The following is a 21,940-nucleotide window of genomic DNA, read 5'->3' as shown; positions in this document are numbered from 1 at the left end:
TTTCATGGCCGTTGCCCTCAGCACCCTCGTCGAAGAAGCCGACCGATACCTGGCCAGTGCAAAAATTGCCGATTATTGCCCCAACGGCTTGCAGGTCGAAGGCCGTCCGCAAGTGATGCGCATCGTCAGCGGCGTCACTGCGAGCCAGGCGTTGCTCGATGCCGCCGTCGAGGCCGAGGCTGATCTGGTGCTGGTGCACCACGGTTACTTCTGGAAGGGCGAAAACCCCTGCGTCACGGGCATGAAGCAGCGCCGTTTGAAGACGTTGCTCAAGCACGACATCAGCCTGCTCGCCTATCACTTGCCGCTGGATCTGCACCCGGATGTCGGCAACAACGTGCAGTTGGCGCGTCAGTTGGACATCACCGTTGAAGGGCCTCTGGATCCGGATAATCTGAAAATAGTCGGGCTTGTCGGTTCGCTGAACGAGCCAATGACCCCGCGCGATTTCGCCCGCAAGGTCCAGGAAGTGATGGGCCGTGAACCGCTGCTGGTTGAAGGCAGCGGGATGATCCGCCGGGTAGGCTGGTGCACTGGCGGTGGTCAGGGCTACATCGATCACGGCGTGGCGGCGGGTGTCGATCTGTTTCTCAGCGGTGAAGCTTCCGAGCAGACATTCCACAGCGCCCGGGAAAACGACATCAGCTTTATCGCCGCCGGCCACCACGCCACCGAGCGTTACGGCGTGCAGGCGCTGGGCGACTATTTGGCAAAACGCTTCGCTCTCGAGCACATCTTCATCGACTGCCCGAATCCCATTTGAATCCAGCACAAATTCTGGTGGGAGCGAGCCTGCTCGCGAATACGATTTACGCTTCAATACAGCGCTGCCTGACACGACGCTTTCGCGAGCAGGCTCGCTCCCACATTGAATGCCTTCGCCCAAACGAGTGGGCATATTCATATGTCCTTTCGTTCTAGTTGGCGTCCTGATTAGAAGAGGTCGCTGTGCTAGGATTCCCCGCTCGAACACGGCCCGCTGGCCGTTCATAAGAAAGCTTTCGTGAGTAGCCATGGTCGACAAACTGACGCATCTGAAACAGCTGGAGGCGGAAAGCATCCACATCATCCGCGAGGTGGCCGCCGAGTTCGATAACCCGGTGATGCTGTACTCCATCGGTAAAGACTCCGCCGTGATGCTGCACCTGGCACGCAAGGCGTTCTTCCCGGGCAAACTGCCGTTTCCGGTGATGCACGTCGACACCCGCTGGAAATTCCAGGAAATGTACAAGTTCCGCGACAAGATGGTCGAAGAGCTTGGCCTGGACCTGATCACGCACATCAACCCGGATGGCGTGGCGCAGAATATCAACCCGTTCACCCACGGCAGCGCCAAGCACACCGACATCATGAAAACCGAGGGCCTGAAACAGGCGCTCGACAAGCATGGTTTCGACGCAGCGTTTGGCGGTGCCCGTCGCGATGAAGAGAAGTCCCGCGCCAAAGAGCGCGTGTACTCGTTCCGCGACAGCAAGCACCGCTGGGATCCGAAAAATCAGCGCCCGGAGCTGTGGAACGTCTACAACGGCAAGGTCAACAAGGGCGAATCCATTCGTGTGTTCCCGTTGTCGAACTGGACCGAGCTGGACATCTGGCAGTACATCTACCTCGAAGGCATCCCGATTGTGCCGCTGTACTTCGCCGCCGAGCGTGAAGTGATCGAGAAGAACGGCACGCTGATCATGATCGACGACGAGCGCATCCTCGAGCACCTGTCCGACGAAGACAAAGCGCGCATCGTCAAAAAGAAAGTGCGTTTCCGTACCCTTGGTTGCTACCCGTTGACGGGCGCGGTGGAGTCCGAGGCCGAGAGCCTCACGGACATCATTCAGGAAATGCTCCTGACGCGAACTTCCGAGCGCCAGGGCCGGGTCATCGACCACGATGGCGCAGGCTCCATGGAAGACAAAAAACGTCAGGGATACTTTTAAGCTTCGAGTTACAAGCGGCAAGCTGCAAGTTAAAGGCAGTATGCGTAACTTTGTGGTTTGGCGCTTGCGGCCGGTTGCTGTGAGCCGGGATCGGATGCCTCGTAATGGATTTCGAGAAACTGGTTGTTTGGCAGCGAAGCAAATGTCTAGCGGTGGGGATTTTTAAAGAGTTTGCGCGATGCGGGGATTTTGGATTCAAGGATCAGATCACCCGCTCTGCACTGTCAGTGCCTTCCAATATTGCTGAAGGCATGGAGCGTCGGAGTTGCAAAGAGAAGGTCCATTTTCTTTGGATCGCGAAGGCTTCTTGTGGCGAGTTGCGAACCCAAATCCTGATAGGCCGAGATATCGCTTACATCGCAGAACCGCTGGCTGAAAATTGGATTATGGAAACCCGAGAGCTTTCTAGAATGCTGGTCGGGTTGATCAACAAAATTTCTGACTAGCTGTACGCCGACAAGCTTGCCGCTTGAAGCTTACAGCTCGGAGCTTGAATGCAATGAGCCACGTATCTGATTTGATCAGCGAGGACATCCTCGCCTACCTGGGCCAGCACGAACGTAAAGAGCTGCTGCGCTTTTTGACCTGCGGTAACGTCGATGACGGCAAGAGCACCCTGATCGGGCGCCTGCTGCACGACTCCAAAATGATCTACGAAGATCATTTGGAAGCCATCACCCGCGATTCGAAGAAAGTCGGCACCACCGGTGACGACATCGACCTGGCGTTGCTGGTCGACGGCCTGCAGGCCGAGCGTGAGCAGGGCATCACCATCGATGTTGCCTACCGCTATTTCTCCACCGCCAAGCGCAAATTCATCATTGCCGACACCCCCGGCCATGAGCAGTACACCCGCAACATGGCCACCGGTGCGTCCACCTGTGACCTGGCGATCATCCTGGTCGACGCCCGTTACGGTGTGCAGACCCAGACCCGTCGCCACAGCTTCATCGCGTCCTTGCTGGGGATCAAACACATCGTTGTCGCCATCAACAAGATGGACCTCAAGGACTTCGATGAAGGCGTGTTCGAGTCGATCAAGGCTGATTACCTGAAGTTCGCCGAAGGCTTGAAGATGAAGCCGACCAGCATGCACTTTGTGCCGATGTCTGCCCTGAAAGGCGACAACGTGGTGAACAAATCCGAGCGCTCGCCGTGGTACACCGGTCAGTCGCTGATGGAAATTCTCGAGACCGTGGAAGTGGCGGGCGACCGCAACTTCACCGATCTGCGTTTCCCGGTGCAGTACGTCAACCGTCCGAACCTGAACTTCCGCGGTTTCGCCGGTACCCTCGCCAGCGGCATCGTCAAAAAGGGTGACGAGGTTGTGGTGCTGCCGTCGGGCAAGAGCAGCCGCGTGAAATCCATTGTCACTTTCGAAGGTGAACTGGAGCATGCGGGTCCTGGTCAAGCGGTGACGCTGACCATGGAAGACGAAATCGACATCTCTCGCGGCGACCTGTTGGTGCATGCCGACAACGTGCCGCCGGTCACCGACAGCTTCGAAGCGATGCTGGTGTGGATGGCTGAAGAGCCGATGCTGCCGGGCAAGAAGTACGACATCAAACGGGCGACCAGTTATGTGCCGGGCTCGATTGCCAGCATCATCAACAAGGTCGACGTGAACACGCTGGAAGAAGGCCCGGCGAGCGCTTTGCAGCTCAACGAAATCGGCAAGGTCAGGATCGCGCTTGATGCGCCGATTGCCCTCGACGGATACGAAAGCAACCGCACCACCGGCGCGTTCATCATCATCGACCGCTTGACCAACGGTACCGTTGGCGCTGGCATGATCGTCGCTCAGCCTGTTTCGCATGGCACCACGACACACCACGGCAAACTGGCGCATGTGGCGACTGAAGAACGTGCGCAGCGCTTTGGTCAGCAGCCGGCCACCGTGCTGTTCAGCGGTCTGTCGGGCGCGGGCAAGAGCACGCTGGCTTATGCGGTCGAGCGTAAGTTGTTCGACCTCGGTCGTGCGGTTTTTGTGCTGGATGGCCAGAATCTGCGTCACGATCTGAATAAAGGTCTGCCGCAGGACCGCGCTGGCCGTACCGAGAACTGGCGTCGTGCCGCGCATGTGGCGCGTCAGTTTAACGAGGCTGGTTTGCTGACTCTGGCGGCGTTCGTGGCGCCGAGTGCTGAAGAGCGCGAGCAGGCCAAGGACCTGATTGGCAAGGATCGTTTGCTGACGGTTTATGTGCAGGCTTCGCCGACGGTTTGTGCAGAGCGTGATCCGCAGGGGTTGTATGCGGCGGGCGGCGATAATATTCCGGGTGAGTCCTTCCCGTATGACGTGCCGTTGAATGCTGACCTGGTGATCGACACTCAGGCGCTGTCGCTGGAAGAGAGCGTCAAGCAAGTGCTGGATCTGCTGCGTCAACGTGGCGCGATTTAAGCGATAAAGCAGCTGCAAGCTTCTGGTTTCAAGCTGCAAGAAAAAGCCCGCCGATGTGCAATCATCGGCGGGCTTTTTTTTGACCTTTAGATGGCTATCGCTGGCTTGCCAGCGATGAGGTCAGAACAGACGCTTCAAGACTTCGCTGGATACTCGCGGTGCATCTGTTCGAGCAGCGCGTCTTTATCCAGCCACAGCTGATTGATCCAGCCCTGGAACTGCAAACGATACTCACCGTCCTGATCGTAATTCTTGCCGATGAACTGCTGAGGAATCTTCAGCTCTTCAAAGTGCACCACTACGTCTCGCACGTTGCCGCACAGTAAATCCCAAAATCCCGGGCGCCCGGCTGGGTAGTGGATGGTCACGTTGACGATCGACTCCAACTGTTCGCCCATTGCATCCAGCACGAACGCAATGCCACCAGCCTTCGGCTTGAGCAGGTATTTGAACGGCGACTGTTGCTGTGCATGCTTGCCAGTGGTGAAGCGCGTGCCTTCGACGAAGTTGAAGATTCCCACCGGGTTGTTGCGAAATTTCGCGCAGGTCTTGCGGGTGGTTTCGAGGTCTTTGCCTTTTTTCTCCGGGTGTTTTTCCAGATAGGCCTTGGAGTAGCGCTTCATGAACGGGAAGCCCAGTGCCCACCACGCCAGACCAATCACCGGCACCCAGATCAGTTCTTGCTTGAGGAAGAACTTCAGCGGCTGGATGCGACGGTTGAGTACGTATTGCAGCACCAGAATGTCGACCCAGCTCTGATGGTTGCTGGTAATCAGATAGGAGTGGTTGTAGTCGAGACCTTGCAGACCGCTGATGTGCCAGCGCGTGCGGCGCACCAGGTTCATCCAGCCCTTGTTATTGCTGATCCACGCTTCGTGGGTGTGGCTCATCAGCCAACCGGCGATGCGCTGGGTGAAGGCGAACGGCAAGGCCTTGATCAGCGCCACGCAGAACAGGAACGAGCACAGCAGAATCGTATTGAGCGCCAACAACAGTGAGGCGATCACGCCGCGCAGCGGCGCAGGTAGGAAATCCAGCATTTACACATCCATAGGTCGGTTGGCGGCTTGAATCGCGGTGAGGGCGATGGTGTAGACGATGTCGTCGACTTGCGCGCCGCGCGGCAGGTCGTTCACCGGTTTGCGCAGGCCTTGCAGCATCGGGCCGAGGCTGACGCAGTCGGCGCTGCGCTGCACAGCTTTGTGTGTGGTGTTGCCGGTGTTCAGATCGGGGAACACAAACACTGTGGCGCGACCGGCCACCGGGCTGTTCGGTGCCAGTTGCCGAGCTACGGTTTCGTTGGCAGCGGCGTCGTATTGCAGCGGGCCATCGATCAGCAGCGAGTGCTGTTGTTCGTGGGCGAGCAGGGTGGCCTCGCGGACTTTCTCGACTTCCTCGCCAGTGGCCGATTCGCCGCTGGAGTAACTGATCATCGCCACGCGCGGGGTGATGCCGAATGCTGCTGCCGAGTCGGCGCTTTGCAGGGCGATCTCAGCCAGTTCGGTGGCGCTCGGGTGTGGGTTCATCACGCAGTCGCCGTAGACCAGCACTTCCTCCGGGAACAGCATGAAGAACACCGACGACACCAGCGTGCAGCCCGGCGCGGTCTTGATCAGTTGCAGGGCCGGACGGATGGTATTGGCGGTGGTGTTGATCACGCCGGAAACCAGGCCGTCGACTTCATCCAGCGCGAGCATCATGGTGCCGATCACCACGGTGTCTTCCAGTTGCTGCTCGGCCATTGGGGCGTTGAGGCTTTTGGTCTTGCGCAGGGCAACCATCGGCTCGACGTAGCGCTCGCGGATCAGATCCGGATCGAGAATCTCCAGTCCCGGCGGCAATACGATGCCTTGGGCGCGGGCGACCGCTTCGACGTCTTCGGGTTTGGCCAGCAAGACACAACGGGCTATCCCGCGTTCCTGACAAATCGCCGCCGCTTGCACGGTGAATGGCTCGCTGCCTTCAGGCAGGACGATGCGTTTGTTGGCGGCCTGGGCGCGCTGAATCAGTTGATAACGGAACACCGCCGGCGACAGGCGCATCTCGCGCGGTGTACCGCAGCGCTGGTGCAGCCAGTTGGCGTCGAGGTGGCTGGCGACGAAATCGGTGATGATCTCCGCTCGCTCGCGGTCATCGATCGGGATTTCCTTGTTCAAGCCGTTGAGCAGGTTGGCGGTGTCGTAAGAGCCCGTGCTCACCGACAACACCGGCAGTCCGGCCTGCAAGGCGCCACGGCACAAATCCATGATGCGCGGATCGGGCAGGGTGTCGCTGGTCAGCAACAGGCCGGCCAGCGGCACGCCGTTGATCGCCGCGAGGCTGACCGCAAGGATGATGTCGTCACGATCCCCCGGCGTCACCACCAGCACACCGGGCTTGAGCAGCTCGACGGTGTTGCGCATGGTGCGTGCGCAAATGATGATTTTGGTCATCCGGCGGGTTTCATAGTCGCCGGCGTTGAGCACTTGTGCGCCCATCAGGTCGGCGACGTCGCGGGTCCGCGGCGCATTGAGTTCAGGCTGGAACGGGATGCAGCCGAGCAGACGGAAATCACCGCTGCGCAGCAACGGCGAGTGCTCCTTCAGACGTGCGGCAAACGCTTCCATGCTCTCGTCGGTCTTGACCTTGTTGAGGATCACGCCGAGGACTTTCGGGTCCTTCGGACCTCCGAACAATTGCGCCTGCAATTCGACGCGGCCGGAGAGTTCGGCGAGCACTTCGTTTTCCGGCGCCGAGACCAGAATCACTTCGGCATCCAGACTTTTAGCCAGATGCAGATTGACTCGTGCGGCGTAACTGGCGCTGCGGGTCGGCACCATGCCTTCAACCACCAGCACGTCTTTGCCGACGGCTGCTTGCTGATACAGGGTGATGATTTCTTCGAGCAGCTCATCGAGCTGGCCATCGCCCAGCATCCGCTCGACATGGGCCAGACCCAGCGGCTGTGGTGGTTTTAGGCCGTGGGTGCGCGCCATCAGTTCGGTGGAGCGCTCAGGGCCGGTGTCGCCCGGATGCGGTTGGGCGATCGGTTTGAAGAAACCGACTTTCAGCCCGGCCCGCTCCAGCGTACGCACCAGCCCGAGGCTGATGGAGGTCAGACCCACACCAAAATCGGTGGGTGCGATAAAAAAAGTTTGCATGCGAATTCTCTAAGGGTGCATGGCAATGGTGGCGATCTATACGTGACTGCCTACCGAAATTCAGGCGCCAAGGTTATCGCTAACCGAGCCTTGAGCGCACCAACCGCAGGCAAAGGGTTGGCCTATTTTTTCAATACGTTGCGCCGGGTCCAGCACCCACGCGCGCGATTGCCACGGTGGCTGGTGGCGCAGGTGCTGAGTGTGGCCACAGGAAAGCTCGGCCACCCAGTGACCGTCCTCGTCCTGATGGAAGCCGGTAATCGTCGAATCCCGTTTGTCCGGGTTGTGTTCGCTTTCGCGCGTTTGCTTCGCTAAACTTGGTCTTTCTATATTCTTCTGCAAAAGGTCTCGCCCCATGCTGATCGCCGCCAATAAGGCTGTCTCCATCGACTATACCCTGACCAACGACGCTGGTGAGGTCATCGACAGCTCCGCCGGCGGCGCTCCGCTGGTCTACCTGCAAGGCGCAGGCAACATCATCCCGGGCCTGGAAAAAGCCCTGGATGGCAAAGCTGTTGGTGACGAACTGGAAGTTTCCGTTGAACCGGAAGACGCTTACGGCGAATACGCTGCCGAACTGGTCAGCACCCTGAGCCGCAGCATGTTCGAAGGCGTTGACGAGCTGGAAGTTGGCATGCAGTTCCACGCTTCGGCGCCGGACGGCCAGATGCAAATCGTCACCATCCGTGACCTGGACGGCGACGACGTCACTGTCGACGGCAACCACCCATTGGCCGGTCAGCGTCTGAACTTCAAAGTGAAGATCGTTGCTATCCGTGATGCCAGCCAGGAAGAAGTCGCTCATGGTCACGTCCATGGCGAAGGTGGCCATCAGCACTGATTTTCTGCGCTAAGCTTCGAGTACTGGAGAGGCGCCTGCGGGCGCCTTTTTTAGTCCGCGGCTGTCCTTGGTGGTCTCGCCAAGTGGCTGTTTCGAGTAGAACACGGGAATCTGGAGTTCGTCATGAGTGCTTTTCACGACCTTAAGTTGACAGCCCTGGATGGTCAGGAGCTACCGCTGGCGCCCTTCAAGGGCCAAGTCGTGCTGGTGGTCAACGTCGCCTCCAAATGCGGGTTGACCCCACAGTACGCGGCGCTGGAAAACCTCTACCAGCAATTCAAGGGTAAAGGCTTCAGTGTATTGGGCCTGCCGTGCAACCAGTTTGCCGGTCAGGAGCCAGGCACCGAACAGGAAATCCAGGATTTCTGCAGCCTCAACTATGGCGTGACGTTCCCTTTGTCGAGCAAGCTCGAAGTCAATGGTCACGAGCGCCATCAGCTCTATCGGCTGCTGGCGGGCGAGGGCGCGGAGTTTCCCGGTGACATCACCTGGAATTTCGAGAAGTTCCTGCTTGGCAAGGACGGTCGCGTGCTGGCCCGGTTCTCGCCGCGCACGGCGCCGGATGATCCGACCGTGATTGCTGCAATCGAGAAAGCGCTGGGCTAACCCATCAAGATCAAGAGATCGTCCGATCGCGGCCCGAGCCTTCGGCAGCTCCTACAGGGGACTGCTGGCGCTGCGATCTTTTCGTTTGGCCTGCATTCGATTGTGTAGGAGCTGCCGAAGGCTGCGATCTTTTCGTTTCTATCCCTTAATCATTCAGATCAATAGTGCTGTTCAAGGCGCTTGCCGATCAATATTATCGCCGTCATAAAGTCATTCCCTGCGGAGTCTTCCCATGCCGGTTCAAGCCCTGTTCAAACCGTTCCACCTCGGCACTCTCGAACTGCCGACCCGTGTAGTCATGGCACCGATGACCCGTTCGTTTTCTCCGGGTGGCGTGCCGAACTCCAAAGTCATCGAGTACTACCGTCGTCGCGCTGCTGCTGGCGTCGGCCTGATCATCACTGAAGGCACCACCGTCGGCCATATTGCGTCCAACGGTTACCCGAATGTACCGCAGTTCTTTGGTGAAGTACCCTTGGCCGGTTGGAAAAAAGTCGTCGACGCGGTACATGCCGAGGGCGGCAAGATCGTTCCGCAGCTGTGGCACGTCGGTAGCGTGCGCCGCATCGGCACCGAACCGGACGCCAGCGTGCCGGGTTATGGTCCGTCGGAAAAACTCAAGGACGGTCAGGTCGTAGTGCACGGCATGACCAAGCAGGACATCCAGGACGTGATCGGCGCTTTCGCCCAAGCGGCCAAGGATGCCCAAAGCATCGGCATGGACGGCGTGGAAATCCACGGCGCCCATGGTTATCTGGTCGACCAGTTCTTCTGGGAAGGCAGCAACCAGCGCACTGACGAATACGGCGGCAGTCTGGCCAACCGTTCGCGCTTTGCCATCGAGCTGATTCAGGCGGTGCGTGCAGCCGTCGGCGAGGGTTTCCCGATCATCTTCCGTTTCTCGCAATGGAAACAGCAGGATTACACCGCACGGCTGGTGCAAACCCCGGAAGCCTTGGGTGAATTCCTCAAGCCGTTGTCCGACGCTGGCGTAGACATTTTCCATTGCTCGACGCGGCGTTTCTGGGAGCCGGAATTCGACGGCTCCGAGCTGAACCTGGCTGGCTGGACGCGCAAGCTGACCGGCAAACCGACCATCACTGTCGGCAGCGTAGGCCTGGATGGCGAGTTCCTGCAGTTCATGGTCAACACTGACAAGGTCGCAGAGCCGGCCAGTCTGGAGAACCTGCTCGAGCGTCTGAACAAAGAGGAATTCGATCTGGTCGCGGTGGGGCGCGCACTGCTGGTCGATCCGGATTGGGCACTGAAAGTGCGCGAAGGGCGTGAGCAGGACATTCTGCCGTTCAGCCGTGAAGCGTTGATGACGCTGGTTTAAGCGGCGCCATTACTGACCCCCTTCGCGAGCAGGCTCGCTCCCACAGGTTTCTCCGGTATTCACAAATCCTGTGTTCACTGGAGATCCCTTGTGGGAGCGAGCCTGCTCGCGAAGGTGGCTTCAAGACCAGTAAAAATCTATGGCAATGTCTGTGCATTAGGGACAACCTGCTCCCCAACGCACGCCCCGCGCAAATGCCCTTCAAACTGCTCGATAATCGCCGCCCACCCTTGGCGACTCGCATGCTGGCGAGCATTCAGGCGCACGCAGCGCAACGTTTCATACTTCTCCAGCAACCACGCCGCCGCATCGCAAAACGCCTCTTCATCGCCCGGCATCGCCAGCACGCCGCTGTAGCCGTGGCGAATATGCTGCGCCGCCGCTGCCTGATCGTAGGCCACCACGCCAAGCCCTGACGCCAGCGCTTCGAGCACGACATTGCCAAAGGTTTCGGTCAGGCTCGGAAACAGAAACACATCGCCGGACGCATAGTGCGCGGCCAGCGCTTCACCGCGCTGCGACCCGCAGAAAATCGCCTCGGGCAGATCTTTCTCCAGCGCCATGCGTTGCGGCCCGTCGCCGACCACGATCAGCTTCAGAGTGCGCTGTGGATAAGTGTCGCGCAGCTTTTCAAAGCAGCGTTTGAGCAAACCAAGGTTTTTCTCTGGCGCGAGCCTTCCTACGTGAATCACCGCAATATCGCGCTCGCCCAGCCCCCATTGCTCACGCAGAGCGTTCAGGCGTTTGGCCGGGTGAAACAACTGGCTGTCCACACCGCGGGACAGCAACGCCAGTCGTTCGAAATGCCGCCGCTCCAGTTCCAGTCGCTGACTGATACTCGGCACCAGTGTCAGCGCCGAACGGTTGTGGAACCAGCGCAAATAATGCGTCAGGAGCCGCGTCAGCAAGCCGAGGCCGTACTGGCTGGTGTATTGCTGGAAATTGGTATGGAAGCCACTGACCACCGAAATCCCCAGACGCCGCGCCGCTCGCAACGCCGACAGACCGAGCGGGCCTTCAGTGGCGATGTACAGCACGTCCGGACGCTGGTGCTTCCAGCGCCGCAGCAACTTGTGCATCGACGACTGGCCCCATTGCAATCCTGGATAACCCGGCAGCGGCCAGCCCCGGCACAGGAGCAAGCCATCGTCTTCAGTACGCTGTGGATCGTCGGCCTGACGTGGGCGTATCAGGTCGACCCGATGTCCACGCGCGCGCAGTCCATCGCACAAGCGGCCAAGGGTATTGGCCACGCCGTTGATTTCCGGTGGGAAAGTTTCGCTGATCAGAGTGATATGTAGAGCTGTCGTCATGACCTCAGTGTCGGCTGAGGCCATGTCGTGCTTGTGACGTTCGGATGATGGATTTGTGACGGGCTGTTTTTGAGCGCCTCAGCGCTGAGTCACCAGATTCTCGGCACCGCGCTCACGTACCCAAAACAACGTTGCCCCAGCCACCGCGGCCGGCATCATCAGGATGTTGACCACCGGAATCAGCAGCACCAGATACACGATCCCGCCGAAGCTCATGCTCTGCCAGCGCTTCTCGCGCAGCCAGGCGAGCATCTCGTTCCAGCCCAGTTTGTGGTTGTCCGCCGGGTAGTCGATGTACTGGATCGCCATCATCCACACGCCGAACAACAGCCACAGCGGCGCGGCGATGATGTTCACCACGGGGATGAACGAGAGAATGAACAGGCCGAGCGCCCGAGGCAGGAAGTAGCCGAGTTTGCGCATTTCCCGGGCCAGGGTACGCGGGACCATGGCGACCAGCTCACCCCAGCTGAAGGCCGGGAAGTCGTCGGTGCCACGCACCACCACTTCGACTTTTTCCGCGAGGAAACCGTTGAACGGCGCAGCAATGATATTGGCCAGCATGGTGAACGTGAAAAACACCATCAACGCCACCAGCACCACGAACAGCGGCCACAGGATATAACTGAGGAAACTCAGCCACTCGGGCAGCGATGGCATCAGCGTGTCGACCCACAGACTGAACTGGTGGCCGGCCAGATAGATCAATCCGACGAACAGCACAAGGTTGATCGCCAGCGGCAGCAACACGAACAGGCGCAAGCCGGGACTGAGAACCAGTTTGAGGCCTTCACGCAGGTATTGCGGGCCAGACAGAACAGGGGCGGGCATAGGGTGCTCCGAGCAAGGGAAAACGCGCCGACCTTACCGACTTTGCACCACGTGCGAAAGCGCGGTAGAGCGATCGACATTCACTGTAACAAAGACGTCCTTCTCGTCAGTGTCTCGGCATAGAGACCACCTATGAGCTGGATTGTTAAACCGTATTTCCTTAATCTTGCCCCCCTCGATACGCTGCACCCAACTTTTTACAGGACTGTCGAGCTAATGCCTTCCCCAAGGTTATCCACAGTCCTTTTTTATTCCGCCGGCAGTCCGGCGTCCGCGCCAGCTGTATTGGCCGGTCAACAGGAGCAGATTCATGTCTGAAGTCCGTCATTCGCGAGTGATCATTCTCGGTTCCGGCCCTGCCGGTTATAGCGCTGCGGTGTATGCCGCGCGTGCCAACCTCAAGCCACTGCTGATCACCGGCATGCAGGCTGGCGGTCAACTGACCACTACCACCGAAGTCGACAACTGGCCGGGTGACGTCCACGGTCTGACCGGTCCGGTGCTGATGGAGCGCATGCGCGAGCACGCCGAGCGTTTTGAAACCGAGATCGTTTTCGATCACATCAACGCCGTCGACTTCGCTTCCAAGCCTTACAGCCTGACTGGCGACAGCGCGACCTACACCTGCGACGCCCTGATCATCGCCACCGGTGCCAGCGCTCGTTACCTGGGCCTGCCGTCGGAAGAAGCGTTCATGGGCAAAGGCGTTTCGGCCTGCGCGACCTGCGACGGTTTCTTCTATCGCAACAAACCAGTTGCAGTGGTTGGCGGCGGCAACACCGCTGTTGAAGAGGCCCTGTACCTGGCCAACATCGCCAGCACCGTGACCCTGATCCACCGTCGCGAAACCTTCCGCGCCGAGAAGATCCTGATCGACAAGCTCAACGCTCGCGTGGCTGAAGGCAAGATCATCCTCAAGCTCAACGCCACCCTCGACGAAGTGTTGGGCGACAACATGGGTGTGACCGGTGCGCGTCTGAAGAACAACGACGGCAGCTTCGACGAAATCACTGTCGACGGCGTGTTCATCGCCATTGGCCACACTCCGAACACCTCGCTGTTCGAAGGCCAGTTGACCTTGAAAGACGGTTATCTGGTAGTGCAGGGCGGCCGCGACGGCAACGCCACTGCGACCAGCGTAGAAGGCATCTTCGCCGCCGGCGACGTGGCCGACCATGTTTACCGTCAGGCCATCACCTCGGCCGGCGCCGGTTGCATGGCGGCACTGGATACCGAGCGTTACCTGGACGGTCTGCAGAACGCTTCGTTCTAAATCGCAGATATAAAAAAACCGGCCGATTGGCCGGTTTTTTTGTGCTCGGGTTTCAGGTTCAACACAGTTCCAGTGTGGGAGCGAGCCTGCTCGCGAATGCGCTGTTTCAGTCGACATCAATGTCGAATGTCAGTCCGTATTCGCGAGCAGGCTCGCTCCCACAGGAATTGGGTTTGCAGCTGAAGTTAGCGGCGGGTCAGGGGCTGGGCGGTGAATTTCACGCCGGCCAGGCCATGCTGGATCAACGCCCGAATATTGCCGTGATCACTGCCCTCAGGCGTGGCCACTACCGAGCGGTAATGCTCGCCGAACGCCAGCAGCGCTTCTTCGTCACTCAAGCCTTCCAGCAGCGCCAGACCCAGGGTCTTGCACGAGCCTTCGTTCTGCCCGGCGGCGTTTTCCACGCCACCGTTGTTGAACGCCTGAGGCTGGTAGTCATAGCCCGCGGCAATGAAGGCCAGGGTGTCGGCGAAAGCGTGTTCGCCGCTCTTGAGGCTGGCGCGCAGGGTGTTCAGGTCACTCATGGGTTTTTCCTTTGGCGAACGCCGCTTGTTGCTCAGCGCTGGCTTCTTGCTGAAATTGGGCTTTCCACTCGGCGTACGGCATGCCGTAAACCACTTCACGGGCGTCGTCGAGGCTGACCTCGATCTGGCGCTCGTCGGCTTCGGCCTTGTACCACTTCGACAGGCAGTTGCGGCAGAACCCGGCGAGGTTCATCAGGTCGATGTTCTGCACGTCCTTGCGGCTGTCCAGGTGCGCGACCAGCCGGCGGAAGGCGGCGGCTTCGAGTTCGAGGCGTTGTTGCTCGTTCATGGGAGTCTCTGCGAGACAGCTTCAAGCGACGAGCTTCAAGCTGCAAGATGGTTGGCGGTGATACGAAGTTTACAGCTTGGCGCTTGAAGCTTGAAGCTAGCGGCTCGCTGCAAGCGTGATTGACACCGACTCGGCAAATCGCAGCGCGTGCGGCTTGTCGACTTCGACTTCGGCGTACAGCACCGATGCGTTGGTCATCACCAGATCGAGCAATTCCTGGGTCAGGCGCTCGAGCAGGGCAAAACGATTGCCCTCGACGTGGGCGATGATTGCCTTGGTGATGGTGCGGTAATTGAGCGCGTGGTCGATGTCATTGTCACGCACCGCTTCTTGCGCGGCGTAAAGGATGGTCAGGTTGATCAGCACATCCTGCTTGTTGAGGATTTCGTCCTCGTTGATCCCGATAAAGGTACGCAAGCGCAGATCCTTGACCCGGATACGCGCCATTCCCGGCTGAAGTTGTGGCATTTACTTGCTCCGTCCAATCAATTGCAGGAACTCCTGACGGGTGTTGCTCGAGTCGCGGAAGGCGCCGAGCATGACCGAGGTGTTCATGGTCGAATTCTGTTTCTCGACACCGCGCATCATCATGCACATGTGTCTGGCCTCGATGACCACCGCAACACCGGCGGCATCGGTAACCTGTTGCACCGCATCGGCAATTTGCCGGGTGAGGTTTTCCTGAATTTGCAGGCGTCTGGCGAACATGTCCACCAGTCGCGCGATCTTCGACAGCCCCAGCACTTTGCCAGTGGGAATATAAGCCACATGGGCCTTGCCGATGAAGGGCAGCAGGTGATGTTCGCACAATGAGTACAACTCGATGTCGGCGACGATGATCATCTCGTCGCTGTCAGAGGCAAACAGCGCGCCATTGACGATCGTGTCCACGCTCTGCTCGTAGCCGTGACACAGGTATTGCATGGCCTTGGCCGCCCGCGCCGGCGTATCGAGCAATCCTTCACGGTCGGGATCTTCACCGAGGCCAATGAGGATTTCACGGTAGTTCTCGGGCAGGGAGCGGGTCATTGAACATCCTCGCGTGACAGCGTTATTTGACGTGCCTTCCGCCATTGACGGTCAGGGTCGTGCCGGTGACGTAAGGGTTGTCGAGCAGGTAGCGCAGGCTCTGGTAGATCACTTCGCTGCCGGGTTCGATGCCCAGCGCGGATTTGGCCAAGGCCTTGGCGCGGTACGCCGCGTCGTCGTCGGGATTGAACAATAGCAGGGCCGGCGCAATGCCGTTGACCTTGATCGCCGGCGCATAACGGGCGGCGAACGACAGGGTCAGGCTGTCGAGCCCGGCTTTGCTGGCGCAATAGGCGATGTGTTTGCTGCTGCCTTTGCGGGTGACATCGTCGCTGATGTGGATGATGTCGGCGGGTGTCGACTGCTTGAGCAGGTCGGCGCAGTGCAGGTTGATCAGATAGGGCGCGAGCATGTGGATGTTGACCATGCGGTTGAACGCTTCGGCTTCGCTGCCCGGGGTTTCCGCGAGCCAGTCGGAGGCGTTATGCACGATTGCCCGCAGACTGTCGGTGTGGGTGTGCAGTTCGGCGATGAAGGAGAGGATGCCTGCTTCGCTGGAGAAATCCGCGAATATCCCGATGGCGCCCAGATCACGCAGCGTTTGCACCCCGGGACGATCGCTGCGGTAGGTGAAAATGATGCTGTAGCCGTCTTCGAGCAAACGCTGCGCGCAGTGCAGACCGACGCGTTGGCCGGCGCCAGTGATCAGGATCGGGTCGGAGGTTGTAGTCATGAACGGCTCGCGTCGCGGTGGGTGCAAAAACTATAACAGCGGCGGGCCTGAAAAGATCGCAGCCTTCGCCAGCTCCTGCACTGCGTCAATGTTGCAGCTGTGCAGGAGCACTCGAGTGCAACGAGGCTGCGATCTTTTAGCGGTTCTGCGCAGACGGCGTAACCGGCAGCGGACGCGCTGGCGTGCTGTTCAACCAGTTCGCCAGCAACCGCGTCGACAGCGGGATAAAGAAATAAACCATCAGCGGCGTCAGGCACGCCGTGCTGATCAACACTTTCGGCAAAAGGCTCATGTCAGCGAGCAACGGGCCCACGACAAAATTGAACAACAGCGACACCGGGAAGAATGCCAGCCAGATCGCAATCGCCTGTTTCCAGCGCGGCGGGCGCTGGCCGACTACGCTTGTACCGAACCAGCCTTCGATGCCACTGACACGATGCTCTTTGGGGTGGGCAAACAGATCGCTGCCACGATCCAGCCAGGCGGTACGCGAGGCCGAATGCTCCCAGGCATGCAAAGTCTGTTCATCGACAAAACGGAAGATAATCTGGAATTCGTTATCGCCGGGCGGCGGTGCGAGCACGCCGGAGCCCAGATAACCGGGGAAATCGGTGGCCAGTTGTTCGCCTTCGCGCAGCCAGGCGATCAGATCCTGATAGCGGCCATCGGCGACTCGACGCGCAACCATCAGCGTGACGGGGGAAGTAGACATTGTGTATCTCCGTATCTCGATTGCGTCACTCCGGGTAGGAGTTTCGCCTGACGCAAGGCCGGGGTGGAGGCCTGCGCTTTTCAGCAAGCAAGGATTATTCCTGATTTTCGTGTTTAAACCAGAGACTTTCGTCGCATATCTCCACTTGAACGCAAACAGGGCATCAGAGGTAGAATGGGATCCAATTCACAAGATCGGAAGTTGGCCAAATGCCTGTGATGACAGACGCGCACGCTGATTCTCAGACATCTGCTGCGCTTGAGTGCGAGGACCTTTTCCCTATCCGCGAAGTCGCGAAGGTGACAGGGGTCAATCCGGTCACCCTGCGCGCTTGGGAACGTCGCTATGGCTTGATCCAGCCGGTGCGCACCGACAGTGGGCATCGGCTATATTCGATGACCGAAATCGAGCGTGTTCGCAGCATCGTCGACTGGATTGATCGCGGTGTGGCGGTCAGCAAGATCGGCAAGATCCTCGCCAAGACCGAACCGCTGAAAGTCCTCGCGCACATCATTCCCGATGAACTGGTGCAAGCCGACTATCTGCAATGGCAGGTGCAACTCCAGCAGGCGATCAGCTCTTTCGATGATCAGTTACTGGACCAGGTCTACGGTCAGATCTTTTCTTCTTATGCGTTGCCCGTTGTATTTCAAGACATCCTGATGCCGTTGTGGCTGCAATTGTTGCAGCGTCAGGATGCCTTCGGGCAGACCAGCGAATGGCTGTTCTTTGACGGATTTCTTCGGGCGCGTGTGTTGCATCGGATCATCACCCTGCGTGGCTCGCAACCGCGACGGGTGATCGTCAGTGCACTGGCCGGGCAATGCCGGGAGCTTGAGTTGCTGGTGGCGGCGTTGTTTCTGAGTGGCAATGACTCGGGCGTTCGGGTGTTGACCACCGGCCAGCCGCTCGATGAGCTGACCCTCATTTGCGAAAAGACCAAACCTGACGCACTGGTGCTGTTTTCCAATCACGCCCCGAGTGCCGATTTGCCCCGGCGTCTGAATCGACTCGCCTTGAGTCTTGATTGTCAGCTGATGCTCGCTGGCGATGCGTCTGATCTGGCGCAAGAGAGCCTGGCCGGAACATCAGTGGCGTGCCTGGGTAATGAAGGGGCGAACATGCGTCAGCGCATGACTCAGTTTCTGGCGGGGAAGCTTGATACCTGAGAATCAGGTGTGCAGGGCAGGGTGTGTCAAACGATGTTGCTGCAGGATGAATTGTCGAAGACGCTCGGTTTCGTCGCTGTCTGTCTGGCTGAGCTCGTAGGCGTAGAAACCACTTTCGGTTTCGCGCTCGAAACTGCCGCGCAATGCGATCCGCTCATAACCCGAAGGGCTGAACCACAGAGCGAAGTGCTTGGGCGGTTTGGTCTTGTTGCGCACTTCCAGCAGTACGCCTTTATGTGAAACCTCGTGAACCCAGAGCGTGCCCGCCTGACCTTTGGCATTCTCCAGCGCCACCGGCTCTTCAAGTGCCAGCCGCCACGGACGAACCATCGGGCCATCTTCGTAGATGCTTGGCACACCGAGACGCAGGTGCAGCGCATGAAACTCGTCTTCCACCAGATGCAGCGGAAACGTCATTTGCTGGTTTTCGAAGTTGGCCTGAATAGTCACTTGTTCGTGAGCGGCCAGACGTGTGAGCAAATCACGGATTTGCGAACCGCCGTTAACCAGCAGGCTCGACGTCGCATCCCGCACATTGAGCTGCGGGTTGTGCTGCATGGTCTGGATAAAATCCAGCTCATCCTGGGTCAGGAGTGCATCGCGTTGCATGGCTAACTCGAAAGGAATAGTTACAAAGGCATTGGTGATTGTAGTTAATGACAACAAGTTCGATAGTTTGTTTTAACCGTTTGTCGCTTTCAAAGCGGCGATTTCCGCTTCCAGGGCAGCGACCTTGGCTTCCAGCTGCGCGACACGTTGCTGAGCCTTGACCTGAATCGTCACATCCTTTTGCACGCCGATAAAGTACGTTTGCCCGTCATCGGCATTTTTTACCGTTGAAAGCGACAATTCACTCCAGAACGGCGTGCCGTCCTTGCGGTAGTTACGCAATACCTCCCGGCACGAGCCGTTGGTACGCAATGCTTCGCGGATGAACTTCAGGCTCTCCTGGTCACGGTCTCCGGCCTGCAGAAAACGGCAGTCCTGGTAGAGGATTTCTTCGCTGGTGTAACCGGTCAGGCGTTCGAAGGCCGGGTTGACGTAAATCAGGATGTTGTCCCGTTCGCCCTCCCTTTCCGCGACCGAAATTCCGTCGTTCGATGCGTTGATCATCATTTGCAGCAAACTGGCGCTGATCATCCGTGATTCCCCTCAGAGCTGTCAGTGGCACGCATTCTAGAAGATCGGCGATGCCTGTCCATAGGCCATCAGCGCTCATTGAGAGCGAATCGCAACTTCACGGCTGAGGCTGTTACTATCGCCGTTCTTTTTTTCAGCTTCAGGATCAGATTGATGAAAGTCGCCATCCTCTCCGGTTCGGTCTACGGCACCGCCGAAGAAGTCGCCCGCCACGCCCAGAACCTGCTGAAAGCCGCTGGCTTTGAAACCTTCTACAGCTCGCGCGCCAGCCTGGCCGAGGTTCAGGCTTTCGCGCCTGAAGCGTTTCTCGCCGTGACCTCGACCACCGGCATGGGCGAGTTGCCGGACAACCTGCAACCGTTGTATTCGATGATCCGCGATCAATTGCCGGCCGCCTGGCGTGGTTTGCCCGGTGCGGTGATTGCGTTGGGCGATGCGAGTTACGGCGACACCTTCTGCGGTGGCGGTGAGCAAATGCGCGAACTGTTTTTCAGCGAACTCGGCCTGCGTGAAGTGCAAGAGATGCTGCGCCTCGATGCCAGCGAAAGCGTCACCCCGGAAACCGACGCCGAGCCGTGGCTGGCGGATCTGATCGGCGCGCTCAAGGGCTGATCGCCCGCTCGCGCAGCAGCGCCAGCCAGGCTTGCGCGGCCTTCGACAGATAGGCGCCGTGGCGCCAGATGAAAGCGATGTCCCAGCGCAAATAATCCGGCGCTCGCAAGGCCAGGCGTACGACGCCTGGTCGCACCAGGCCGCGCGCCACGACGCTGGGCAACAGCACCACGCCTTGCCCGGCGGCGACCAGCGCCGCGAGAAAATCCGCCTGACCACTGCGCCCGCCTTCCTTGGGCGTAAAGCCCATTTGTTGACACGCCTGGAGCAAGCGGTCATTGAGCACGAAGCTGCGTTGATACAGCAGGAACGGCGTGTCGGCCAACTCCTCCAGCCCGATCTCGCCTCGATTCGCCAGTGGATGATCCACCGGCAGCAGGGCGTCGAGTTTTTCGTCGCAAAACGGCTGACAGTCGAACTGCGCATCCTTCGGCATCAGGCTGCCGCCCAACTCCAGTTCGCCACTCAACACCGCTTGCTCGATGTTGCGACTGCCGCCCTCAAGCAGCTGAATGCTGATGTTCGGATAGCGCCGTCGGTATTCGGCGAATGCTCCGGCGAACAGCGCATCGCTGCCCAGCAACGGCAAACCGAGGCGCAGTTCCCCACGCGCCAGCTGACTCAGGTCATCCAGTTCGCTGAGCAACTCATTACGCAGACGCAGCATGCCTTCGGCGCGTTGCAATACCACGCTGCCGGCGGCCGTCAGGCGCAGTTGTGAGCCAAGGCGCTCAAGCAATGGCGTGCCAATGCTTTGCTCCAGTTGTGCGACCTGTTTGCTCACAGCCGACTGGCTGATGTGCAAGGTTTTTGCGGCTTGAGTGAAACCGCCCTGATGCATGACTTCGACAAAACTGCGCAGCTGTTTGAATTCCATAAGCGGATTCCATTTTGGAATGGTTGTGAGTCTAACAATTCGCTTTAGGGATGGTAGAGCGCTTCGTAAAATGAGCCTCTGTAAGGAGCTGATCATGAACACCGCTACCCTCAAATACCTTTCCCGCCTGGTGACCGAACTCGCCGTGCTGCTCGGTCTTTACCTGCTCGGCTGTCAGCTGGCGGTATGGCTGGCCTGGCCCATTCCCGGGGGTGTTATCGGCATGGTGCTGTTGCTGCTCGCTTTCGCTTTCGGTTGGGTCAAACCGGCGGCATTGCAATTGGGCGCTGGCTTGCTGATGGCCGAGATGCTGCTGTTCTTCATTCCTGCGCTGATGAGCCTGCTCGATTACGGCACTTTGCTGCGCAATGACGGCTGGCGGATCCTGCTGGTCATTGCTGCCAGCACGTTGATGGTGATGTTGGTGACCGCGTTCACCGTGGAATTGGCCGTGCGCATGAGGCATTCCCATGAAACTTGAACTGATGCCGATGTTCTGGCTGGCCTTCACGCTGTTGGCTTACCTGTTCAGCCGCTGGATTTATCGCCGCACCGGGCGTTATCTGTTGTCGCCGCTGATTCTGGTGCCGGCGCTGCTGCTGGCGCTCGCCGTGCCGCTGCACACCGCTTACGCCGAATACTCGAGCAATACCCACTGGCTGATGCTGGTGCTCGGTCCTGTTACTGTCGCCTTCGCCGTGCCGATCTGGCAGCAGCGGCGCCTGTTGATGCGGCACTGGTCGGCGTTGCTGCTGGGCATGCTGGCCGGCAGTGCTGCGTCGATCGCGACCTCGTTCGGCCTGGCCAAAGCGCTCGCGCTCGACAGTTCGGTGACGATGTCACTGGTGCCGCGCTCGATTACCACGCCGTTTGCCATGCCTATGGCCCAGGATCTGGGGGGCGTGCCGGAACTGACCGCGGTGTTCGTGATGTTCACTGGCGTGTTTGGCGCGATGCTCGGTGGCGTGTTGCTGAAGTGGTTGCCGTTGCGCAGTGCCTTGGCGCGCGGCGCGCTGTTTGGTGTCGGTGCGCACGGCGCCGGTGTCAGCCGGGCCCATGAAGTGGGCGGCGAAGAAGGCTCCGTGGCGGGGCTGGTGATGGTCTTGACCGGCTTGCTTAATTTATTCGCCGCACCTTTGTTGGCGTCGTTGCTTTGACATGGATCCAAGGAGTTTGCATGGCTGAC

The 21,940-nt window shown here is 59.1% G+C and carries 26 protein-coding genes; 12 read left to right on the top strand and 14 right to left on the bottom strand.

Annotation, left to right across the window (positions count from 1 at the left end):
• Positions 1-4 precede the first annotated feature (4 nt).
• From AB4P92_RS10730 to cysN, 4 genes are all read left to right on the top strand, one after another.
• Positions 5-763, top strand: coding sequence for a Nif3-like dinuclear metal center hexameric protein (locus tag AB4P92_RS10730; RefSeq protein ID WP_042557683.1), 759 nt, complete (start codon positions 5-7; stop codon positions 761-763).
• A gap of 250 nt (positions 764-1,013) precedes the next feature.
• Positions 1,014-1,931 (top strand): sulfate adenylyltransferase subunit CysD, encoded by a 918-nt coding sequence (gene cysD, locus AB4P92_RS10725; protein WP_007912374.1) that lies wholly within the window; start codon positions 1,014-1,016, stop codon positions 1,929-1,931.
• Positions 1,932-2,035: 104 nt separating this feature from the next.
• Positions 2,036-2,377 carry a four helix bundle protein gene (locus tag AB4P92_RS10720; protein WP_395599349.1) on the top strand — a complete coding sequence of 114 codons (342 nt, stop codon included), beginning with the start codon at positions 2,036-2,038 and terminating at the stop codon, positions 2,375-2,377.
• Positions 2,378-2,430: 53 nt separating this feature from the next.
• On the top strand, positions 2,431-4,329 hold the full coding sequence (cysN, locus tag AB4P92_RS10715) for a sulfate adenylyltransferase subunit CysN (RefSeq protein ID WP_395599348.1): 1,899 nt from the start codon (positions 2,431-2,433) through the stop codon (positions 4,327-4,329).
• A 134-nt stretch (positions 4,330-4,463) separates the two neighbouring features.
• On the opposite strand, the gene AB4P92_RS10710 is transcribed toward cysN, so the two are convergent.
• From AB4P92_RS10710 to AB4P92_RS10700, 3 genes are read right to left on the bottom strand one after another with little or no spacing between them, the layout of a single operon-like run.
• Positions 4,464-5,369 (bottom strand): acyltransferase, encoded by a 906-nt coding sequence (locus AB4P92_RS10710; RefSeq protein ID WP_042557685.1) that lies wholly within the window; start codon positions 5,367-5,369, stop codon positions 4,464-4,466.
• Positions 5,370-7,469 carry a phosphate acetyltransferase gene (pta, locus tag AB4P92_RS10705; RefSeq protein WP_042557686.1) on the bottom strand — a complete coding sequence of 700 codons (2,100 nt, stop codon included), beginning with the start codon at positions 7,467-7,469 and terminating at the stop codon, positions 5,370-5,372.
• Positions 7,470-7,529: 60 nt separating this feature from the next.
• Positions 7,530-7,856, bottom strand: a complete 327-nt coding sequence (locus AB4P92_RS10700) for a DUF3565 domain-containing protein (RefSeq protein WP_042557687.1) — start codon at positions 7,854-7,856, stop codon at positions 7,530-7,532.
• Between AB4P92_RS10700 and AB4P92_RS10695 the strand changes: the two genes are divergently transcribed.
• The 3 genes from AB4P92_RS10695 (at position 7,825) to AB4P92_RS10685 (ending at position 10,252) form a co-directional block, all read left to right on the top strand.
• Entirely contained in the window at positions 7,825-8,310 is a 486-nt protein-coding gene (locus AB4P92_RS10695) for a peptidylprolyl isomerase (protein WP_042557688.1), read from the top strand. The genes AB4P92_RS10700 and AB4P92_RS10695 overlap by 32 nt on opposite strands.
• A gap of 123 nt (positions 8,311-8,433) precedes the next feature.
• Positions 8,434-8,916 carry a glutathione peroxidase gene (locus AB4P92_RS10690; RefSeq protein ID WP_042557689.1) on the top strand — a complete coding sequence of 161 codons (483 nt, stop codon included), beginning with the start codon at positions 8,434-8,436 and terminating at the stop codon, positions 8,914-8,916.
• Between the two features lie 232 nt (positions 8,917-9,148).
• The gene (locus AB4P92_RS10685) at positions 9,149-10,252 is read left to right on the top strand and encodes an NADH:flavin oxidoreductase (RefSeq protein ID WP_395599347.1); all 1,104 of its coding nucleotides are present in this window, start codon (positions 9,149-9,151) and stop codon (positions 10,250-10,252) included.
• A gap of 137 nt (positions 10,253-10,389) precedes the next feature.
• Here AB4P92_RS10685 and AB4P92_RS10680 read toward each other — a convergent pair whose 3' ends face one another.
• Both AB4P92_RS10680 and cysZ read right to left on the bottom strand, forming a co-directional pair.
• Positions 10,390-11,589, bottom strand: a complete 1,200-nt coding sequence (locus AB4P92_RS10680) for a glycosyltransferase family 1 protein (protein ID WP_047299787.1) — start codon at positions 11,587-11,589, stop codon at positions 10,390-10,392.
• 54 nt (positions 11,590-11,643) lie between these two features.
• Positions 11,644-12,396, bottom strand: a complete 753-nt coding sequence (gene cysZ / locus AB4P92_RS10675) for a sulfate transporter CysZ (protein ID WP_047299788.1) — start codon at positions 12,394-12,396, stop codon at positions 11,644-11,646.
• Between the two features lie 310 nt (positions 12,397-12,706).
• Here cysZ and trxB point away from each other — a divergent pair, with 310 nt between their 5' ends.
• Positions 12,707-13,669 (top strand): thioredoxin-disulfide reductase, encoded by a 963-nt coding sequence (gene trxB / locus AB4P92_RS10670; protein ID WP_042557693.1) that lies wholly within the window; start codon positions 12,707-12,709, stop codon positions 13,667-13,669.
• A 185-nt stretch (positions 13,670-13,854) separates the two neighbouring features.
• Here the strand turns inward: trxB and AB4P92_RS10665 are convergent, their stop codons facing one another.
• The 6 genes from AB4P92_RS10665 to AB4P92_RS10640 form a co-directional block, all read right to left on the bottom strand.
• Complete coding sequence (locus tag AB4P92_RS10665; RefSeq protein ID WP_047299789.1) at positions 13,855-14,193, bottom strand: HopJ type III effector protein; 339 nt, start codon at positions 14,191-14,193, stop codon at positions 13,855-13,857.
• Entirely contained in the window at positions 14,186-14,482 is a 297-nt protein-coding gene (locus tag AB4P92_RS10660) for a DUF1244 domain-containing protein (protein ID WP_042557694.1), read from the bottom strand. The genes AB4P92_RS10665 and AB4P92_RS10660 overlap by 8 nt, the downstream gene beginning before the upstream one ends.
• 96 nt (positions 14,483-14,578) lie before the next feature.
• A complete protein-coding gene (gene folX, locus AB4P92_RS10655) occupies positions 14,579-14,950 on the bottom strand; it encodes a dihydroneopterin triphosphate 2'-epimerase (RefSeq protein ID WP_016771653.1) in 372 nt (123 codons plus the stop codon).
• Positions 14,951-15,511 carry a GTP cyclohydrolase I FolE gene (gene folE, locus AB4P92_RS10650; RefSeq protein ID WP_042557695.1) on the bottom strand — a complete coding sequence of 187 codons (561 nt, stop codon included), beginning with the start codon at positions 15,509-15,511 and terminating at the stop codon, positions 14,951-14,953.
• 22 nt (positions 15,512-15,533) lie between these two features.
• Complete coding sequence (gene folM, locus AB4P92_RS10645; RefSeq protein WP_395599346.1) at positions 15,534-16,244, bottom strand: dihydromonapterin reductase; 711 nt, start codon at positions 16,242-16,244, stop codon at positions 15,534-15,536.
• Positions 16,245-16,380: 136 nt separating this feature from the next.
• Positions 16,381-16,956: an antibiotic biosynthesis monooxygenase gene (locus AB4P92_RS10640; protein ID WP_042557697.1), complete on the bottom strand. Its 576-nt coding sequence runs from the start codon at positions 16,954-16,956 to the stop codon at positions 16,381-16,383.
• Between the two features lie 209 nt (positions 16,957-17,165).
• Here AB4P92_RS10640 and AB4P92_RS10635 point away from each other — a divergent pair, with 209 nt between their 5' ends.
• Complete coding sequence (locus AB4P92_RS10635) at positions 17,166-18,125, top strand: MerR family transcriptional regulator (RefSeq protein ID WP_042557698.1); 960 nt, start codon at positions 17,166-17,168, stop codon at positions 18,123-18,125.
• 3 nt (positions 18,126-18,128) lie between these two features.
• Here AB4P92_RS10635 and AB4P92_RS10630 read toward each other — a convergent pair whose 3' ends face one another.
• Together AB4P92_RS10630 and AB4P92_RS10625 are read right to left on the bottom strand one after the other, a co-directional pair.
• Positions 18,129-18,734, bottom strand: coding sequence for a hypothetical protein (locus tag AB4P92_RS10630; protein ID WP_042557699.1), 606 nt, complete (start codon positions 18,732-18,734; stop codon positions 18,129-18,131).
• A gap of 72 nt (positions 18,735-18,806) precedes the next feature.
• Positions 18,807-19,265, bottom strand: a complete 459-nt coding sequence (locus AB4P92_RS10625) for a PAS domain-containing protein (RefSeq protein ID WP_261736746.1) — start codon at positions 19,263-19,265, stop codon at positions 18,807-18,809.
• Between the two features lie 153 nt (positions 19,266-19,418).
• Here AB4P92_RS10625 and AB4P92_RS10620 point away from each other — a divergent pair, with 153 nt between their 5' ends.
• The gene (locus AB4P92_RS10620; protein ID WP_047299792.1) at positions 19,419-19,877 is read left to right on the top strand and encodes a flavodoxin; all 459 of its coding nucleotides are present in this window, start codon (positions 19,419-19,421) and stop codon (positions 19,875-19,877) included.
• Here the strand turns inward: AB4P92_RS10620 and AB4P92_RS10615 are convergent.
• The gene (locus AB4P92_RS10615; protein WP_047299793.1) at positions 19,867-20,754 is read right to left on the bottom strand and encodes a LysR family transcriptional regulator; all 888 of its coding nucleotides are present in this window, start codon (positions 20,752-20,754) and stop codon (positions 19,867-19,869) included. The two genes, AB4P92_RS10620 and AB4P92_RS10615, sit on opposite strands and share 11 nt — an antisense overlap.
• Before the next feature lie 94 nt (positions 20,755-20,848).
• Here AB4P92_RS10615 and AB4P92_RS10610 point away from each other — a divergent pair, with 94 nt between their 5' ends.
• A complete protein-coding gene (locus tag AB4P92_RS10610) occupies positions 20,849-21,235 on the top strand; it encodes a CidA/LrgA family protein (protein ID WP_210624738.1) in 387 nt (128 codons plus the stop codon).
• The gene (locus AB4P92_RS10605; protein WP_200611115.1) at positions 21,225-21,911 is read left to right on the top strand and encodes an LrgB family protein; all 687 of its coding nucleotides are present in this window, start codon (positions 21,225-21,227) and stop codon (positions 21,909-21,911) included. Before AB4P92_RS10610 ends, AB4P92_RS10605 begins: the two co-directional genes overlap by 11 nt.
• Positions 21,912-21,940 lie beyond the last annotated feature (29 nt).

Source organism: Pseudomonas sp. A0308 (genome assembly GCF_044218815.1).
Classification (GTDB): domain Bacteria; phylum Pseudomonadota; class Gammaproteobacteria; order Pseudomonadales; family Pseudomonadaceae; genus Aquipseudomonas; species Aquipseudomonas iridis.
This window is presented reverse-complemented; position numbering and strand designations above follow the sequence as displayed.